The 16124-nt window shown below is 63.0% G+C and carries 12 protein-coding genes; 10 read left to right on the forward strand and 2 right to left on the reverse strand.

The genetic code is table 11. From position 1 onward, the window contains the following. Positions 1 to 87 precede the first annotated feature (87 nt). Positions 88 to 960 (reverse strand): helix-turn-helix domain-containing protein, encoded by an 873-nt coding sequence (locus tag FJ978_RS13675; protein WP_013893679.1) that lies wholly within the window; start codon positions 958 to 960, stop codon positions 88 to 90. 104 nt (positions 961 to 1064) lie between these two features. Between FJ978_RS13675 and FJ978_RS13680 the strand changes: the two genes are divergently transcribed. From FJ978_RS13680 to FJ978_RS13700, 5 genes are all read left to right on the forward strand, one after another. Then, a complete protein-coding gene (locus FJ978_RS13680; RefSeq protein ID WP_140572517.1) occupies positions 1065 to 2336 on the forward strand; it encodes an extracellular solute-binding protein in 1272 nt (423 codons plus the stop codon). A gap of 205 nt (positions 2337 to 2541) precedes the next feature. Beyond that, entirely contained in the window at positions 2542 to 3402 is an 861-nt protein-coding gene (locus tag FJ978_RS13685; protein ID WP_140572518.1) for a sugar ABC transporter permease, read from the forward strand. Continuing rightward, a complete protein-coding gene (locus FJ978_RS13690; protein WP_013893682.1) occupies positions 3399 to 4235 on the forward strand; it encodes a carbohydrate ABC transporter permease in 837 nt (278 codons plus the stop codon). Before FJ978_RS13685 ends, FJ978_RS13690 begins: the two co-directional genes overlap by 4 nt. Before the next feature lie 8 nt (positions 4236 to 4243). Next, positions 4244 to 5323, forward strand: coding sequence for a sn-glycerol-3-phosphate ABC transporter ATP-binding protein UgpC (ugpC, locus tag FJ978_RS13695; RefSeq protein ID WP_140572519.1), 1080 nt, complete (start codon positions 4244 to 4246; stop codon positions 5321 to 5323). A 34-nt stretch (positions 5324 to 5357) separates the two neighbouring features. Then, the gene (locus tag FJ978_RS13700; protein WP_140572520.1) at positions 5358 to 7385 is read left to right on the forward strand and encodes an aldo/keto reductase; all 2028 of its coding nucleotides are present in this window, start codon (positions 5358 to 5360) and stop codon (positions 7383 to 7385) included. Between the two features lie 29 nt (positions 7386 to 7414). Here FJ978_RS13700 and FJ978_RS13705 read toward each other — a convergent pair whose 3' ends face one another. Further along, positions 7415 to 8323 (reverse strand): AraC family transcriptional regulator, encoded by a 909-nt coding sequence (locus FJ978_RS13705; RefSeq protein WP_181176691.1) that lies wholly within the window; start codon positions 8321 to 8323, stop codon positions 7415 to 7417. Positions 8324 to 8533: 210 nt separating this feature from the next. Between FJ978_RS13705 and FJ978_RS13710 the strand changes: the two genes are divergently transcribed. The 5 genes from FJ978_RS13710 (at position 8534) to FJ978_RS13730 (ending at position 16121) form a co-directional block, all read left to right on the forward strand. Further along, positions 8534 to 10000, forward strand: coding sequence for an alpha-glucosidase/alpha-galactosidase (locus FJ978_RS13710; RefSeq protein WP_140572522.1), 1467 nt, complete (start codon positions 8534 to 8536; stop codon positions 9998 to 10000). 102 nt (positions 10001 to 10102) lie between these two features. Further along, positions 10103 to 12184: an ABC transporter substrate-binding protein gene (locus FJ978_RS13715; RefSeq protein ID WP_140572523.1), complete on the forward strand. Its 2082-nt coding sequence runs from the start codon at positions 10103 to 10105 to the stop codon at positions 12182 to 12184. Between the two features lie 111 nt (positions 12185 to 12295). Continuing rightward, entirely contained in the window at positions 12296 to 13303 is a 1008-nt protein-coding gene (locus FJ978_RS13720; protein WP_140572524.1) for an ABC transporter permease, read from the forward strand. Continuing rightward, positions 13304 to 14443 (forward strand): ABC transporter permease, encoded by a 1140-nt coding sequence (locus tag FJ978_RS13725; protein ID WP_140572525.1) that lies wholly within the window; start codon positions 13304 to 13306, stop codon positions 14441 to 14443. Between the two features lie 10 nt (positions 14444 to 14453). Continuing rightward, complete coding sequence (locus FJ978_RS13730; protein ID WP_140572526.1) at positions 14454 to 16121, forward strand: ABC transporter ATP-binding protein; 1668 nt, start codon at positions 14454 to 14456, stop codon at positions 16119 to 16121. Positions 16122 to 16124 lie beyond the last annotated feature (3 nt).

Raw genomic sequence — 16124 nt, forward strand, 5'->3', positions numbered from 1 at the left:
ACAATTGAGATCCGGCGAGATGCGGCGATGGGCGAGATCCCGAAATGTGCTCGCATCCCTGGCCAGACCTCGACCGGCCGGCGGGGGCTATCTGGCGCTGGCCAGGCCCTTGCGAAAATCGGAGGGCGTCATGCCGGCCAGCTTGCGGAACGATTTGTTGAAGGCGCTGAGCGAACCGAAGCCCGAATCCATGGCGACGCGCAGCACATTGGCGTCCTGATGCATCAACAGCGCCTGTGCGTAGCTCAGCCGCAGAAGGTTGACATATTCGTTCAGCGTCATGCCGGTCGATTTCTTGAACAGGCTCATGGCGTATTTGGGATGGATGTCGGCCGCCCCGGCAATGTTCACGCAATCGATGTCGTAGAGGAAGTTTTCGGCGATGAAATCGCACATGCGACCGACATTGCGCGACGACTGCTGGTCGAAGGGACTGCCCATCTCGTGCCCGGCGGCCGTTTCGGGCACCAGCCGGTAAGGCTCGAACCGCACCCGCTCCAGCCGCAGCAGAAGTTCGTTGACGGCATGCTCGGCCTTGGCCGGGTCGCCCGAGCGGGCATAGCGGTTCCAGCGGGCGAAATTGTCGTTATCGGATTGATCGGTGGCGCCGGTCACTAGCGTGGCGCCCGTCATCAGCCGGTGGCGCACGTCCGCCGGCAGGTGCAGCCGGAAGAAATGCACCAGCGGCAGATGTGCGCCGGCATAGACGGCATCGTCGCTCAAATCGTCCATCTGGTGCGGCAGGCCGCCCCAGAACAGGCACATCTCACCGGCCGAAAGCGAGATTTCGTGCTCGTTCATGCGGTAGTGCACGCTGCCGCGCACGATGAAATTCACCTCGACCTGCGCATGCCAGTGCGGCTTGAGCATCACCAGGGGCGCGGTGTGAAACATCTGCAACAGCAGCGGCAGGCCTTCGACGCTGCTGGCGCCAGGCTGGTAAAACGGCCGTTCCGGCATCTTACTTTCCGCCAATTCCTTATTCCCTTTGTCGGGGACAAGCCTTCCGTGCTGCATAGTCTAGCCCGGCTCGCAGAGAGAGCAAATGAAATGGGAGGATTTCAATGCGCATCACACTGTCCTGCGCCGCGCTTGCGCTTGCCCTGGGCTCAGCCCCGGCATTCGCGCAATCTGGCGAAATCACCATCTGGAGTTGGAACGTCGCCGCTTCATCACTGAAGGCGACGGTCGCCGGCTTCAACAAGCTGCACCCCGACATCAAGGTCACGGTCCAGGATCTCGGCAACCAGCCGACCTACGACAAGTCGATCGCCGGCTGTGCCGCAGGCGGTGTCGGCCTGCCCGACATCGTCACCATCGAGAACGGCGAGGCCGAGAATTACTGGAGCCAGTTCCCCGACTGCTTCGTCGACCTGCACACGCTGGGCTACAGCGCCGAGGACCAGAAGAAATTCCCCGATTTCAAGCGCACCGAGCTCGAAGTCGGCGACAAGGCCTATGCGATGCCGTGGGATTCCGGCCCGGTCGCCGCCTTCTATCGCCGCGACTTCTACGAAAAGGCCGGTGTCGATCCGGCGTCGATCAAGACCTGGGACGATTTCATCGCCGCCGGCAAGAAGATCCAGGCCGCCAATCCAGGCGTCTCGATGACCAATGCCGATTTCAACGGCGATACCGAATTCTTCCGCATGATCTCCAATGAGCAGGGCTGCTCCTATTTCGCCGAGGACGGCCAGTCGATCACGGTCAACCAGCCTAAATGTGTCGATACGCTGGCCAAGATCAAGGACATGAAGGATGCCGGCATCATGTCTTCGGCCGACTGGGGCACCAAGATCACCAACAACACCGCCGGTACGGTCGCCACCCAGGTCTATGGCGGCTGGTATGAAGGCACAATCCGTACCGAATCGGCCGGTGAAAACGGCAAATGGGGCGTCTATCTGATGCCGAGCCTGACCTCCGACGGCCCGCGCGCCGCCAATCTCGGTGGCTCATCGCTGGCCATCACCTCGGTGTCGAAGAACAAGGAGGCGGCTTACGAGTACCTGAAATACACGCTCGGAACCAATGAGGGCCAGATCACGATGCTGAAGGAATTCGGTCTCGTCCCCTCGCTGGTGTCGGCGCTGAATGATCCCTACGTCTCGGAAGGCCTGCCCTATTGGGGTGGCCAGGCTGTGTGGAAGGATATCCTCGGCACGTTGCCCAAGGTCGTCCCCAGCCGTGGCACGCAGTTCCAGAGCGACGCCGAAATCATCATGCGCGCGGTGCAGACCAAGTATCTCGCCGGCGGCTATGCCGGCGCCAAGGCAGCGCTCGACGATGCCGCCAGCCAGATCGCCGCGGCGACCGGACTGCCGGTCAAGCAGTGAGCGCCGCTTTTCCTTCTCCCCTTGTGGGAGAAGGTGGATCGGCGCGATACGCCGAGACGGATGAGGGGTGCCCCAGCGGAGTGAGACGTTGGCGTTTCCTGGAACACCCCTCATCCGTCGCCTTCGACGACACCTTCTCCCACAAGGGGAGAAGGGAAGACCCAAACGATGGCTTAAAACAACAATCGGGAGAAGGAGGACGAAGATGCGCAACCGTAACGCCACGGCCTATCGTTTCCTCGCGCCCTATCTCCTGATCTTCTCCGTCTTCTGGCTGTGGCCGATCATCTCCTCGTTCATGATCTCGTTCCAGGCGACGCGCACGGTGCCCTGGCGCTTTGCCCCCGGCTTCAACTGGGGCCGGCTGATCGGCGATCCGGCCTTCTTCAACGCGCTGAAGAACACGCTGCTCATCCTCGTCATCCAGGTGCCGGTGATGATCACGCTGGCCATGGTGATGGCGGTGCTCTTGAATTCGCCGCTGTTGAAGGCGAGGGGGCTTTATCGCTTCGCTTTCTTCGCTCCGGTCGTGGTCGGCGAGGTCGCCTATTCGGCTGTTTTCCGGCTGATGTTCAGCCTCGATTTCGGCATCGTCAACAAGCTCCTGAACAGCGTCGGGCTGCCCAAGATCGACTGGTTCTCCAACGTCACGCCGGCGATGGCTTTGATCATGATCGCGGTCACCTGGCGCTGGGCCGGCTACAACGCCATCATCCTTCTGGCCGGCATGCAGTCCATTCCCGAGGATGTCTACGAGGCGGCGACGCTCGACCGCGTCAGCAAGCTCAAGCAATTCCTCTACATAACCTTGCCGCTCTTGAAGCCGGTCATCGTGTTTTGCACGGTGTTGTCGATCATCGGCACCATGCAGTTGTTCACCGAGCCATTCCTGATCACCGAGCGCGGCGGACCGGGCGGCGGCACCGAGACGCTCGGCCTGCTGCTCTACCGCCAAGGCTTCCGCTCGCTCAATTTCGGCTACGCCTCGGCCGTCGCCTACACGATGGCGGGGCTGGCGATCGCCATCACGCTGGTGCAACTGTGGCTGACGAGGGAAAAGCAATGAGCTCGCTCTCCTCGGCCCGCCTGAGACGCAGCCTCTTGCTGCATCTCTTCCTGACGCCGCTGGCGCTGATCTGGCTGTTTCCGTTGTGGATGATGGTGGTGTTCTCGACCATGCCCGACAACGGCATCTTCAGCCCGGGCATCGAGTTGCTGCCGCACGGCAATTTCGTCGACAATTTCAACAATCTGCAACGCGACACCAACTTCGTCGGCGCGATCGGCATCTCAGTCTCGGTGGCGGTGACCTACACCTTCCTGTCGGTGCTCTTGACCTCGATGGCCGGCTGGGCGCTGGCGCGCTACCAGTTCTTCGGCAAGGGCGTGGTCGTCGCCATCATCCTCGGCACCATCACGCTGCCATACGCGGTGGTTCTGATCCCGCAATTCATCATGGTGGCGCGCGACTTCCAACTCGCCAACACCTGGGTGGCGCTGATCGTGCCGCCACTGTTCAATTCGCTGGGCGTCTTGTTCATGCGCCAGAGCTTCTCGATGATGCCGGACGACCTGTTCGACGCCGCGCGGGTCGAAGGCGTGAAGGAGTGGCGCATCTTCCTGTTCGTCGCACTGCCGCTGGCGCGGCCGATGCTGGCCGCACTCGCCATCATCCTGTTCCTCGCGTCCTGGAACAATTATCTCTGGCCGCTTTTGATCAACAGCCAGCCGGGCTCGATGACCGCACCCGTGGCGCTAGGCACGCTGATCGGCCTCACCAAGGTATCGTGGGGCGGCATCATGGCCGGCGCCGTGATGCTGACCGTGCCGATGCTTATCGTCTTCGTGCTGCTGCAGCGCCATTTCATCGCCGGCATCGCCGCCGGCGCGATCAAGTAAGGGGCAGCATGGCAACGGTCACGCTCAACAATGTCGTCAAGCGCTTCGGCACCTTCGAGGTCGTCCACGGCGCCAACATCGACATCAAGCACGGCGAGTTCGTCGTCTTCGTCGGCCCTTCCGGCTGCGGCAAGTCCACGCTGCTCAGGATGATCGCCGGGCTCGAGGACATCAGTGATGGCGAGATCGCCATCGGCGGCAAGGTTGTCAACGACGTCGAACCGGCCGACCGCGGCATCGCCATGGTCTTCCAGTCCTATGCGCTCTATCCGCATATGAGCGTCGAGCAGAACCTCTCCTTCGGATTGCGCATGACCGGCAATCCGAAGGCCGACACGGAGCGGCGGGTGAAGCGCGCGGCCGAGATCCTGCGCATCAGCGAACTGATGGACCGGCGCCCGAAAAAGCTCTCCGGCGGCCAGCGCCAGCGCGTCGCCATCGGCCGCGCCATCGTGCGCGAGCCGCAAGTGTTCCTGTTCGACGAGCCGCTCTCCAATCTCGACGCCGAACTGCGCGTGCAGATGCGGGTCGAGATATCGCGCCTGCACAAGGAACTCGGCGCCACCATGGTCTATGTCACCCACGACCAGACCGAGGCGATGACGCTCGCCGACAGGATCGTCGTGCTGCGCGCAGGCCATATCGAGCAGATCGGCCGGCCGCTCGAACTCTACGACGATCCCGACAATTTGTTCGTGGCGGGGTTTGTCGGCTCGCCGAAGATGAACTTCATCAAGGGCCAAATCGTCGGGCGCGATGCGCGCGGTGTCGTGATCGAGCTGGCGGGCCAGGATAAAACCCGCATCACCCAGCCGCTGACCGGCACCGCGCCGGAGGCCGGGACGAAGGTCATTGTCGGCGTGCGGCCCGAACATTTCGGCGTCGCCGGAGAAGGCGGCACCGATCTCGTTGTCGCCATCGACGTGATCGAACACCTTGGCGGCACGAGCTTTCTTTATGCCCGCACGGCGCACGGCGAAGATGTGGTGATCCAGCGCGACGCGGCCAAGGTTCCCGACACGTCCGAAGTCACCGTTTCCATCCGCAAATCCTACCTGTTCGACGAAAAGGGGCTGCGGCTGCGCTGACTGGCCGCCCCTTCAGCCTTCAAGGAGAATGACAATGACTGCAACCACGCCTATTCGCTGGGGCATTCTCGGTCCGGGCGGCATCGCCCAGGCTTTTGCCGGCGGCGTGGCCGCTTCGCACACCGGAAAACTGGTCGCCATCGGCGCGCGCAATCCCGCCAAGCCGGGCCTTGCGGAGAATTTCCCCGGTGCCCGCATCCTCGACGGCTATGAAGCATTGCTTGCCGACCCGGACATCGATGCCGTCTACATCGCGGTTCCGCATCCCGGCCATGCGCAATGGGCGATCCGGGCGGCGGAAGCGGGCAAGCACGTGCTGTGCGAAAAGCCGTTGGCGCTGACCGCCTTCGAGGCCGACGCCATGATCCACGCCGCGCGCAAGGCCGGCACCTTTCTCGGCGAAGCCTTCATGTACCGGCTGCATCCGCAGACGCTGAAGCTGGTGGAACTCATCAAGTCCGGCGTCATCGGCGAGATCAGGATGATCAAGTCGAGCTTCGGCTTCGCCATGCCGGGCTTCATGCCGCAGCACCGGCTTTATGCCAATGAGCTCGCCGGCGGCGGCATCCTGGACGTCGGCGGCTATCCCGTCTCGATGGTCCGGCTGATTGCCGGCGCGGCATCGGGAAAACCCTTTGCCGAACCCGACAGGGTGGTGGGCACCGCCCATCTCGGCCAGTCCGGCGTCGATGAGTGGGCTTCGGCGCTGCTGCATTTCCCTGATGGCATCGTCGCGGAGGTCTCCTGCAGCATCTCACTCAACCAGGACAATGTCCTTCGCATCCTCGGCACCAAGGGGCGCATCGAAGTGCCGGACTTCTGGTTCGCCGGCGGCAACCGCGATGTCGGCCTCGGCCACATCGACGTGATCGGCGCCGACGGGTCGCGAGAGACGATCAGCGTCAACGAAAAACGCCATGTCTATTCCTTCGAGGTCGACGGCGCCGGCGAGGCGATCCGCGCCGGGCAGCAGGAATTCGCCTGGCCGGGGATGGGCTGGGCCGACAGCCTAGGCACCTTGCGTGTGCTCGACAGATGGCGCGCCGCCGTCGGGCTAGAGTATGAGATCGAAAAAGCCCCGCTGCGCACCAGCACCATTGCCGGCCGGCCCTTGCGCCCCGGCGGCACCGCGATCGCCAAGCGCGCCATCCCAGGCTTGGCGAAACAGGCATCCATAGTGGCGCTCGGCTTCGAGGATTTCCGCACCTTCTCCTCGGGTTCGATCCTGCTCGACGCTTTCTTCGAAGCCGGCGGCAATCTGTTCGACACCGGCTACGTCTATGGCGGCGGCTACACCGAGACGCTGCTCGGCCAATGGTTGAAGAACCGTGGCGTGCGCGAGCAGTCGGTGATCATCGCCAAGGGCGCGCATTCGCCGCTCTGCTATCCCGACGTGATCGGCAAGCAGCTCGCCCAGTCGCTCGATCGGCTGCAGACCGATCATGTCGACATCTATTTCATGCACCGCGACAACCCTGACGTGCCGGTCGGCGAGTTCGTCGATGCGATGGACCGCGAGGTCAAGGCCGGCCGCATCCGCGGTCCGTTCGGCGGCTCGAACTGGACGATGCAGCGCATGGACGAGGCGATTGCCTATGCGCAGCGGACCGGCAAGCAGAAGCCGGGCGCACTCTCCAACAATTTCTCGTTGGCCGAGATGCTGGAGCCGATCTGGGCAGGATGCATCACCTCCTCCACCGATGACTGGAAGGCCTGGCTGACATCCAGGCAGATGCCGAACTTCGCCTGGTCGAGCCAAGGCCGCGGCTTCTTCACCGACCGCGCCGGCCGCGACCTGCGCGACAATGAGGAACTGGTGCGGGTCTGGTATTCGGAGCGGAATTTTGGCCGCCGCGACCGGGCGATCGAACTTGCCGCACGACTGGGCAAGAGCCCGATCCACATCGCGCTGGCCTATGTGCTCAATCAGCCCTTCCCGTCCATTCCGTTGATCGGGCCGCGCACGCTGGGCGAGCTGGACGACAGCCTGCGCGCCCTCGACATCAAGCTTTCGCCGGCCGATCTCGAATGGCTGGATAGTGGCAGGCTGCACGCCGCCTGACACGCATGAAACAAGGACAAAAAGCGGCGTCAGGTCTCGTCGTCAGACACCCTGACGCCAACCCGGGGCGGTGTCCGCAAGCTGGCATACATGCCGGTGGTGCGGAATTGGCTGGGCGTGGTGCCATAAAGGCGGCGAAACACCTTCGAAAAATAGTTCGCATCCTCGAAGCCGCACAGGATGGCGACTTCCTTCACCGGCAGGAAGTCGGCCTTGGTCAAAAGCTTCGCCGCGCGCTGCAGGCGTTGTTGCAGCACGAATTCGGCTGGCGGCAGGCCTTCGCTCTCGGCAAAGCAGCGCGAGAAATGGGCCCGGCTGAGGCCGCTGATCTGGACCAGCTCCGCCACTGGCAGCGATTTGTCGAGGTTAGCGTTGATGTGATCGATGACCGGCTGCATGGCGCTCTGTTTCTCGGCAAAGGCGTGTGAGCCGAAGACATCGTCATAGAGCGCCATCGCAGCCTCGTAGGCGATCGCCGAAGCAGCGCCCGGCGAAGCGGCGCCCTTGACGAGCCGCAAGCTGCAATCGGCAAGATGATCTATCGTCGCCGGCTGCAGCCGGAACACCGGACCGGAGACGTTGAGGATCGACTTGTGGATGCGCAGCGCCTCCTCGCCGTTCATCGAGATCCAGAAATATTCCCAGCGCTCGTCCCTGGCCAGCCAGTAGCGGTGGTTGTGCGGCACCAGCACCAGCAATGTGTCGTTCCGCTGCAGGCGATAGTTGCGGTTCTCGTAGCGCAGCCGGCCGGTTCCGCTGATCGTGTGCTGCAGCACGGTGAATGGCGTCTGGCCGCGTTTGCGCCCATCCCAGTCGTAGATTTCGTCCTCGCGCACTTCATAGCCCGTGCTTGTCGGCATGGCATGCAGGCGCTGGCGGCCGCGCGGCAGCGAGATCGTACGCATCGACTGTCCGTTGGCAATCAAATCCTGCAGCACAAAATTACCCCTGAAAGCATAATCCTTCTCTGGTCGCGCTCGCGAATAAGCGCATAATCCCGCCTCGAAGAACGCGAAAGACCCGCGTCGAGGAGCGGGCGGGAGGAGAAAAGCCGGATTCCGGCCTGAATGGCAGGCACGCCTTCGCGCGTGGCCATATCCTCCCTTGTTGCTCCTTGCCTAGCATTCGATTGGATCGAGGTGAAGGTGATGAGTTTCAAAATCGCTATTATCGGCGCCGGCAGCGTCGGATTCACCAAGAAACTGTTCACCGACATCCTCTGCGTGCCCGAATTCAAGGACATCGAATTCGCGCTGACCGATCTCAGCGAGCACAATCTGCGGATGATCAAGGCGATCCTCGACAGGATCGTCGAAGCGAACGGATTGCCGACCAGGGTGACGGCGACCACCGACCGCCGCAAGGCGCTCGAAGGTGCACGCTATATCATCAGCTGCGTTCGGGTCGGCGGCCTGGAAGCCTATGCCGACGACATCCGCATTCCCCTGAAATACGGCATCGACCAGTGCGTCGGCGACACGATCTGCGCCGGCGGCATTCTCTACGGCCAACGCAACATTCCGGTGATCCTCGACTTCTGCAAGGACATCCGCGAGGTCGCCGACACCAACGCCAAGTTCCTCAACTACGCCAACCCGATGGCCATGAACACCTGGGCGGCGATCGAGTACGGCAAGGTCGACACGGTCGGGCTCTGCCACGGCGTCCAGCACGGTGCCGAGCAGATTGCCAAGGTGCTGGGTGCGAAGTCGCCTGGGGAGCTCGACTATATCTGCTCCGGCATCAACCATCAGACCTGGTTCACCGATCTGCGCCTGAATGGCCGCAAGATCGGCAAGGACGAACTGGTTGCCGCCTTCGAAGCGCATCCGGTCTACTCACAGCAGGAGAAGCTGCGCATCGACGTGCTGAAGCGCTTTGGCGTCTATTCGACCGAAAGCAACGGCCATCTGTCCGAATACCTGCCCTGGTATCGGAAGCGTCCGGACGAGATCATGCGCTGGATCGACATGTCGGACTGGATCCATGGCGAGACCGGCGGCTACCTCCGCTACTCGACCGAGACCCGCAACTGGTTCGAGACGGAGTATCCGCAGTTCCTTGAAGCGGCGTCGAAGCCGATCGACGTGGCCAAGCGCTCCAACGAGCATGCCAGCCACATATTGGAGGCGCTGGAGACCAACCGCGTCTATCGCGGCCACTTCAACGTCAAGAACAATGGTGTGATCACCAATTTGCCGCAGGACGCCATCATCGAGTCGCCCGGCTTCGTCGATCGTTTCGGCATCAACATGGCCGCCGGCATCACGCTGCCGGAGGCCTGTGCTGCGACCTGCATGTCTTCGATCAACGTCCAGCGCATGTCGGTCCATGCCGCGATATCGGGCGATATCGATCTCCTGAAGCTCGCCGTGCTGCATGATCCGCTGGTTGGCGCGGTGTCGACCCCGGAGGAGGTCTGGCAGATGGTCGACGAAATGGTCGTCGCCCAGGCCGCCTGGTTGCCGCAATACGCGCATGCCGTTCCGGCCGCCAAGGAGCGGTTGTCGAAATCCGTGGTCAAGACCCGCGAATGGGCCGGTGCCGCGCGGCGCAACGTCCGCTCGATCGAGGAGTTGCGCGCCGAAAAGGCCGCTCTGAAGCAGACCGGCTGAACCCGGGAGCGGCCGCGGATCCACGGGAGGCAGGTCCGCCGCAGTCAGCCGCCAATGCAGAAGACCAGCAGCAGAAAAAGTCTGAACACGAGGGAGGAGATAATGAGGAACCTACGCAGCATTGGCATTGTCGCTGGACTGGCGCTGAGCGTCTCCGTTCCGGCGCTCAACGCTTTCGCTTCCGAACCGACGGTCCCGCCGACGCCGGCGACGTTTCCGGCCGAAGGCAAGATCAAATATGTGGCGCGCGACTCCATCCTGGAGTTCAAGGCGCTGCCGGAATATCACGAGCCGGACTGGGTGACGGAAAAATACGTCAAGGCCGGCAAGCTGCCGCCGGTGAAGGACAGGCTGCCGAAGGAGCCGCTGGTCTTCAAGACCGCCAACATGCCCGATGGCGTCGGCGTCTATGGCGATACGATGCGCCATGTTATCGGCGGGCGGCCGGAAGGCTGGAACTATGGCGCCGGCCAGACGCAAGGCTGGGGCGGCATCGACATCGGCCTCTCCGAGTGCCTGACGCGCACCGCGCCGTTGTTCCAGGTCGAAGCCAAGGACACCGAGCCGCTGCCGAACCTGGCCAAAAGCTGGGACTGGTCGAAGGACGGCCACAAGTTGACCATGCATCTGGTCGAGGGCGCCAAATGGTCCGATGGCGTTGCCTTCAACGCCGACGACGTCATGTTCTACTGGGACGACGAGGTCATCGACCCGAACGTCTCTCCGTTGAATGGTGCGACACAGGAAACCTTCGGCGTCGGCACGACGCTGAAAAAGATCGACGACTACACCGTCGAGTGGACCTTCAAGGACGCCTTCCCGAAACAGTACCTCTACGCCATGGCCTACGGCACTTTCTGCCCCGGTCCCGCGCACATATTGAAGCCGCAGCATCCCAAATATTCGAAGAACACCTACGACCAGTTCAAGAACGCCTTCCCACCGGAATATATGAACATGCCGGTGATGGGCGCCTGGGTGCCGGTCGATTACCGGCCGGACGACATCATCGTCATGCGCCGCAACCCCTACTATTGGAAGGTCGACGAAAAGGGTAACCAGCTGCCCTACCTCGACGAACTGCAGTACAAGCTGTCGACCTGGGCCGACCGCGACGTCCAGGCGGTGGCTGGCTCTGGCGACTTTTCAAACCTCGAGCAGCCGGAAAACTTCGTCGCCTCGCTGAAGCGCGCGGCGGAGGCGAACGCGCCGGCACGTCTGGCCTTCGGCCCGCGGCTCATCGGCTACAATCTGCGCCTGAACTTTTCCGCCAATGGCTGGGGCAACCCGGACGAGCGCGGCCAGGCCATCCGCGAGCTGAACCGCAACGAAGATTTCCGCAAAGGCGTCACCATGGCGCTCGACCGCAAGGCGCTTGGCGACTCGCTGGTCAAGGGACCGTTCACAGCCATCTATCCTGGCGGCTTCTCGTCTGGCACCAGCTTCTATGACCGCAAATCGACCGTTTATTATCCCTTTGACCTTGAGGGCGCCAAGGCCGAACTTGCCAAGGCCGGTCTCAAGGACACGGACGGCGACGGTTTCGTGAACTTCCCGGCCGGCACCGCCGGCGGCAAGAACGTCGAGATCGTGATGCTGGTCAACAACGACTACGGCACCGACAAGAGCCTCGCCGAAGGCGTCGTCGCCCAGATGGAGAAGCTCGGGCTTCGGGTTGTGCTCAACGGTCTCAACGGCACCCAGCGCGACGCCTCGCAATATTCCGGGCGCTTCGACTGGCTGATCCGGCGCAACGAGCAGGAGCTGACCTCCGTCGTACAGAATACAGTGCAGCTCGCTCCGGTCGGCCCGAAGACCAGCTGGGATCACCGCGCGCCGGAAAGCGGCCAGGTCGATCTGATGCCTTTCGAAAAGGACCTCGTCGACATCGTCAACAAGTTCGTCTCCTCGTCGGACAATGATGAGCGCGCCAGCCTGATGAAGGAGTTCCAGAAGATATCGACGGAACACATCTATAATATCGGCCTGACGGAGTATCCCGGGGCGCTGATCGTCAACAAGCGCTTCTCCAACATTCCGCAGGGTACGCCGATCTTCATGTTCAACTGGGCCGAGGATTCGATCGTCCGCGAACGTGTCTTCGTCGCGGCAGACAAGCAGGCGAAATACGAACTGTTCCCTGAGGAGCTCCCCGGCAAACCCGGAGACAAGGGCCCGATGTAAGTTTACCTCCCCTGACCGAGAGAGACCCGGCCGCGCTGATGGCGCGGCCGGGAAAACTAACCTCCGAACGCACAAGCGGCGCGTCCGGCAAGATGAGGAAGCGGACCGTCCATGCTGCGATTCCTGGCTATGCGCATAGCGTCGGCAATACCGGTCCTTGCCATTTTGAGTCTCGTCACCTTTGCCATCATCCAGGCGCCGCCGGGCGATTATGCCGATTACATCCGCTCGCAGCTGATCAACCAGGGCGGAGCCTCCTTCGCCCAAGCCGACGCGCAGGCCAACGCCTATCGTATCGAACATGGCCTCGATAAGCCGTTGCCCGTCCAGTATCTCAACTGGATCGGCGGCATCGTCACCCGCGGTGATTTCGGCTACAGCCTCTATTACAACAAGCCGGTTGCTGACGTCGTCGGCGAGCGCCTGCCGCGCACACTGCTGCTGGCGCTGGTCTGTCATCTCCTCGCCTCGGTGCTGGGCATCACCTTCGGCATATGGGCGGCGACCCGGCAATACACCTGGATCGACTCGACGCTGTCGGCTATCTCCTTCCTCGGCATGACGGTGCCGCGCTTCCTGATGGCGCTGATCATCGTCTATCTGCTGGTCTTCCAGTTCAACGTGTCGGAGATCGGCTCGTTCTTCTCGCCGCAATATGGCGGTGCGCCGTGGTCGTGGGGCAAGTTCGCCGACCTCGTCAAGCATGTCTGGCCCGTGGTGGCGATCGCCACCTTCGGTGGCCTCGCCTACAACATGCGCGTCATGCGCGGCAATCTGCTGGATACGCTCAACGCCCAATATGTCGAGACGGCGAGAGCCAAGGGCCTGACCGGCAGCGCCGTCGTCATGCGCCATGCCGTACCCAATGCGCTGCATCCGCTCGTCATGTATCAAGGCGTGGTGCTGCCCTACATGCTCACCGGCGAGATCGAGACGGCGATCATCTTCGCGCTGCCGACCGTCGGCCCGGCGATCGTCGGCTCGATGGCGGTCGGCGACGTCTACGTCACCGCCACCTTCATGATGGTGCTGTCGGCGACGCTGATCCTCGGCAACATCATCGCCGACATGCTGCTCGTCCTGCTCGATCCGCGCGTGCGCCAGTTCGGGGAGGGCTAGATGCTGGCGCGCGATCCGTCACCCCCACCGCTGCCGGCCGAAGCGCCCATCGTAGCCATACCGGCGCGCGGCAACGAGAGCTACATGGCGCTTGTCTGGCGCCGGCTGAAGCGCTCCTGGACCGGCATGGCCGGGCTTTGGCTCGTCGTGCTGCTGCTGGTGATGGCGGTGTTCGCCGAGTTCCTGGCGCCGATGGATCCGAAGGCGACCGATGTCGGCTTCGCGCCGCCGCAAGTGCCTTCCTTCCACGACAAGGACGGCAATGTCGTCATGCGGCCGAGGGTCTATGCGCTGGCCGATTCGGCGGATCTCGATCCGGTCACCTTCCAGCCCATCGTCGGCCCCGACTACGACCACCCGAGGCTGCTCGGCTTCTTCGTCGAGGGCGCGCCCTACAGGCTCTTCGGGCTCATTCCGGCCAACCGGCATTTCTTCGCCTCGATGGACGGCCTGCCGGTGCATTTTCTCGGCACCGACAAGTTCGGTCGCGATGTGCTGTCGCGCGCCATCCACGGCTCGCGCGTCTCGCTGATGATCGCGCTGACGGTGGTCTTCATCATCACCGTCATCGGCACCACGGTCGGCATGGTCTCCGGCTATTTCGGCGGCCGGTTCGATGTCTGGATGCAGCGCTTCGTGGAACTGGTGCTCGCCTTTCCGCAACTGCCGCTCTATCTGGCGCTGACGACGCTGATCCCGGTCACCGCACCCACCAATGTCTTCCTCGCCTTCGTCATCATCGTCATGTCGGCATTGGGCTGGGCGCAGATGTCGCGCGAGGTGCGCGGCAAGACGCTGGCGCTGGCGCGGATCGAATATGTGCGCGCCGCCATGGCGATCGGCGCCACCGACCGGCGCATCATCATGCAGCACATCTTCCCCAACGTGATGAGCCACGTGATCGTCGCCGTGACGCTGGCGATCCCGACGGTGGTGCTTTTGGAATCTTTCCTCGGGTTCCTCGGCTTCGCGGTCAAGCCGCCGCTGATCTCGTGGGGGCTGATGCTGCAGGACACCGCGACCTATTCCGTCATAGGCACCTATCCCTGGATCCTGTCGCCGGTCGGTTTCGTGCTCGTCACCGTCTTTGCCTTCAACGCGCTGGGCGACGGCCTGCGCGACGCCGTCGACCCCTATTGAGGTGACAGGAATGACCGTCGCGCTCGCCGAATCCTTCGCACCTGCCGTCCGCCACGATCATGACGGGCGCCAGGGCGAGCCCATCATCGACGCCCGCAACATCGAGGTCGCCTTCAAGGTGGAGCACGGCGTCGTCGAGGCGGTCAAGGACGTCTCGTTCCAGCTCTATCGCGGGGAGACGATCGCCATCGTCGGCGAATCCGGCTCCGGCAAGTCGGTGACGGCGCGCACCGTCATGGGGCTGCTGTCGCGGCGGGCCACCGTGTCGCCAAGATCGAGCGTCTGTTACGACGGCCAGAACATCCTGAAATTCGCCGAGCGCGACCGCCGCAAGCTGCGCGGCAACCGCATCTCGATGATCTTCCAGGAGCCGATGAGTTCGCTCAATCCGATCTACACGGTCGGCAGCCAGATCGTCGAGGCGATCAGGGTGCACCGCAAGGTGGGCCGCAGGCAAGCCTGGGCGCGGGCGCTCGAACTGCTGCGGCATGTGCAGATTCCCGAGCCGGAAGCGCGGCTCAAGCAATACCCGCACCAGCTTTCAGGCGGCCAGCGCCAGCGCGTAATGATCGCCATGGCGCTCGCCAACAATCCCGACGTGCTGGTCGCCGACGAGCCGACGACCGCGCTCGACGTCACGGTCCAGGCGCAGATACTCAACCTGATCCGCAATCTGCAGAAAGAGCTGCGGATGGCGGTGATCCTGATCACCCATGATCTCACCGTGGTGCGCAAATTTTCCGACTACGTCTATGTCATGCAGCATGGCGAAATGTGCGAGCACAACGTCACGGAACGGCTGTTCGCCGATCCGCAGCACCCCTACACCAGGCGGCTGCTGGCTTCCGAGCCGCGCGGACGGCCACAACCGCTGCCGGAGGGCAGTGGCACCATCCTCGAGGCGAATGGCGTGCGCGTCTGCTTCATGCTGCGCCACGGCACCTTCCTGAAACCGGACTGGCGCGAACTGGTCGCCGTCGACGATCTCGGCCTTAAACTTTGCCGTCATGAGACGCTGGGGCTGGTTGGCGAATCCGGTTCCGGCAAGACCACCTTCGGCCAGGCCTTGCTGAGATTGATCGACGCCAAGCGCGGCGAAATCCGTTTCGACGGCCAGCCGATCCAGGGCCTGTCCCGCAACGAGATGCGGCCGCTGCGTTCGCGCATGCAGATCGTCTTCCAGGATCCCTTCTCCTCGCTCAATCCGCGCATGACGATCGGCCAGATCATCGAGGAAGGGCTGATCGTCAACAGCATCGGCGCGACGCGGCGCGAGCGGGTCGAGCGGGTGCGCGAGGCACTGGTCAGCGCCGGCATGCCCGGCGATATCCTGTCGCGCTTTCCCCACGAATTTTCCGGCGGCCAGCGCCAGCGTATCGCCATTGCCCGTGCCATCGCGCTCGAACCCGAATTCATCTTGCTCGACGAGCCGACCTCGGCGCTCGACCTCTCCGTCCAGGCCCAGATCATCGACCTCTTGCGCAAGCTGCAGGACGAGCGCGGCCTGAGCTACCTCTTCATTTCGCACGACCTCAAGGTGGTGCGGGCGCTCTGCCATCGCGTCATCGTCATGCAGCATGGCAAGATCGTCGAGCAGGGGCCTGTCGACGAGGTCCTCTCCAATCCCAAGACCGCCTACACCGAACGGCTCGTCAGGGCCGCTTTCGACGTGGCCTGAACA

The sequence above is a fragment of the Mesorhizobium sp. B1-1-7 genome (genome assembly GCF_006442705.1).
Lineage (GTDB): Bacteria > Pseudomonadota > Alphaproteobacteria > Rhizobiales > Rhizobiaceae > Mesorhizobium > Mesorhizobium opportunistum.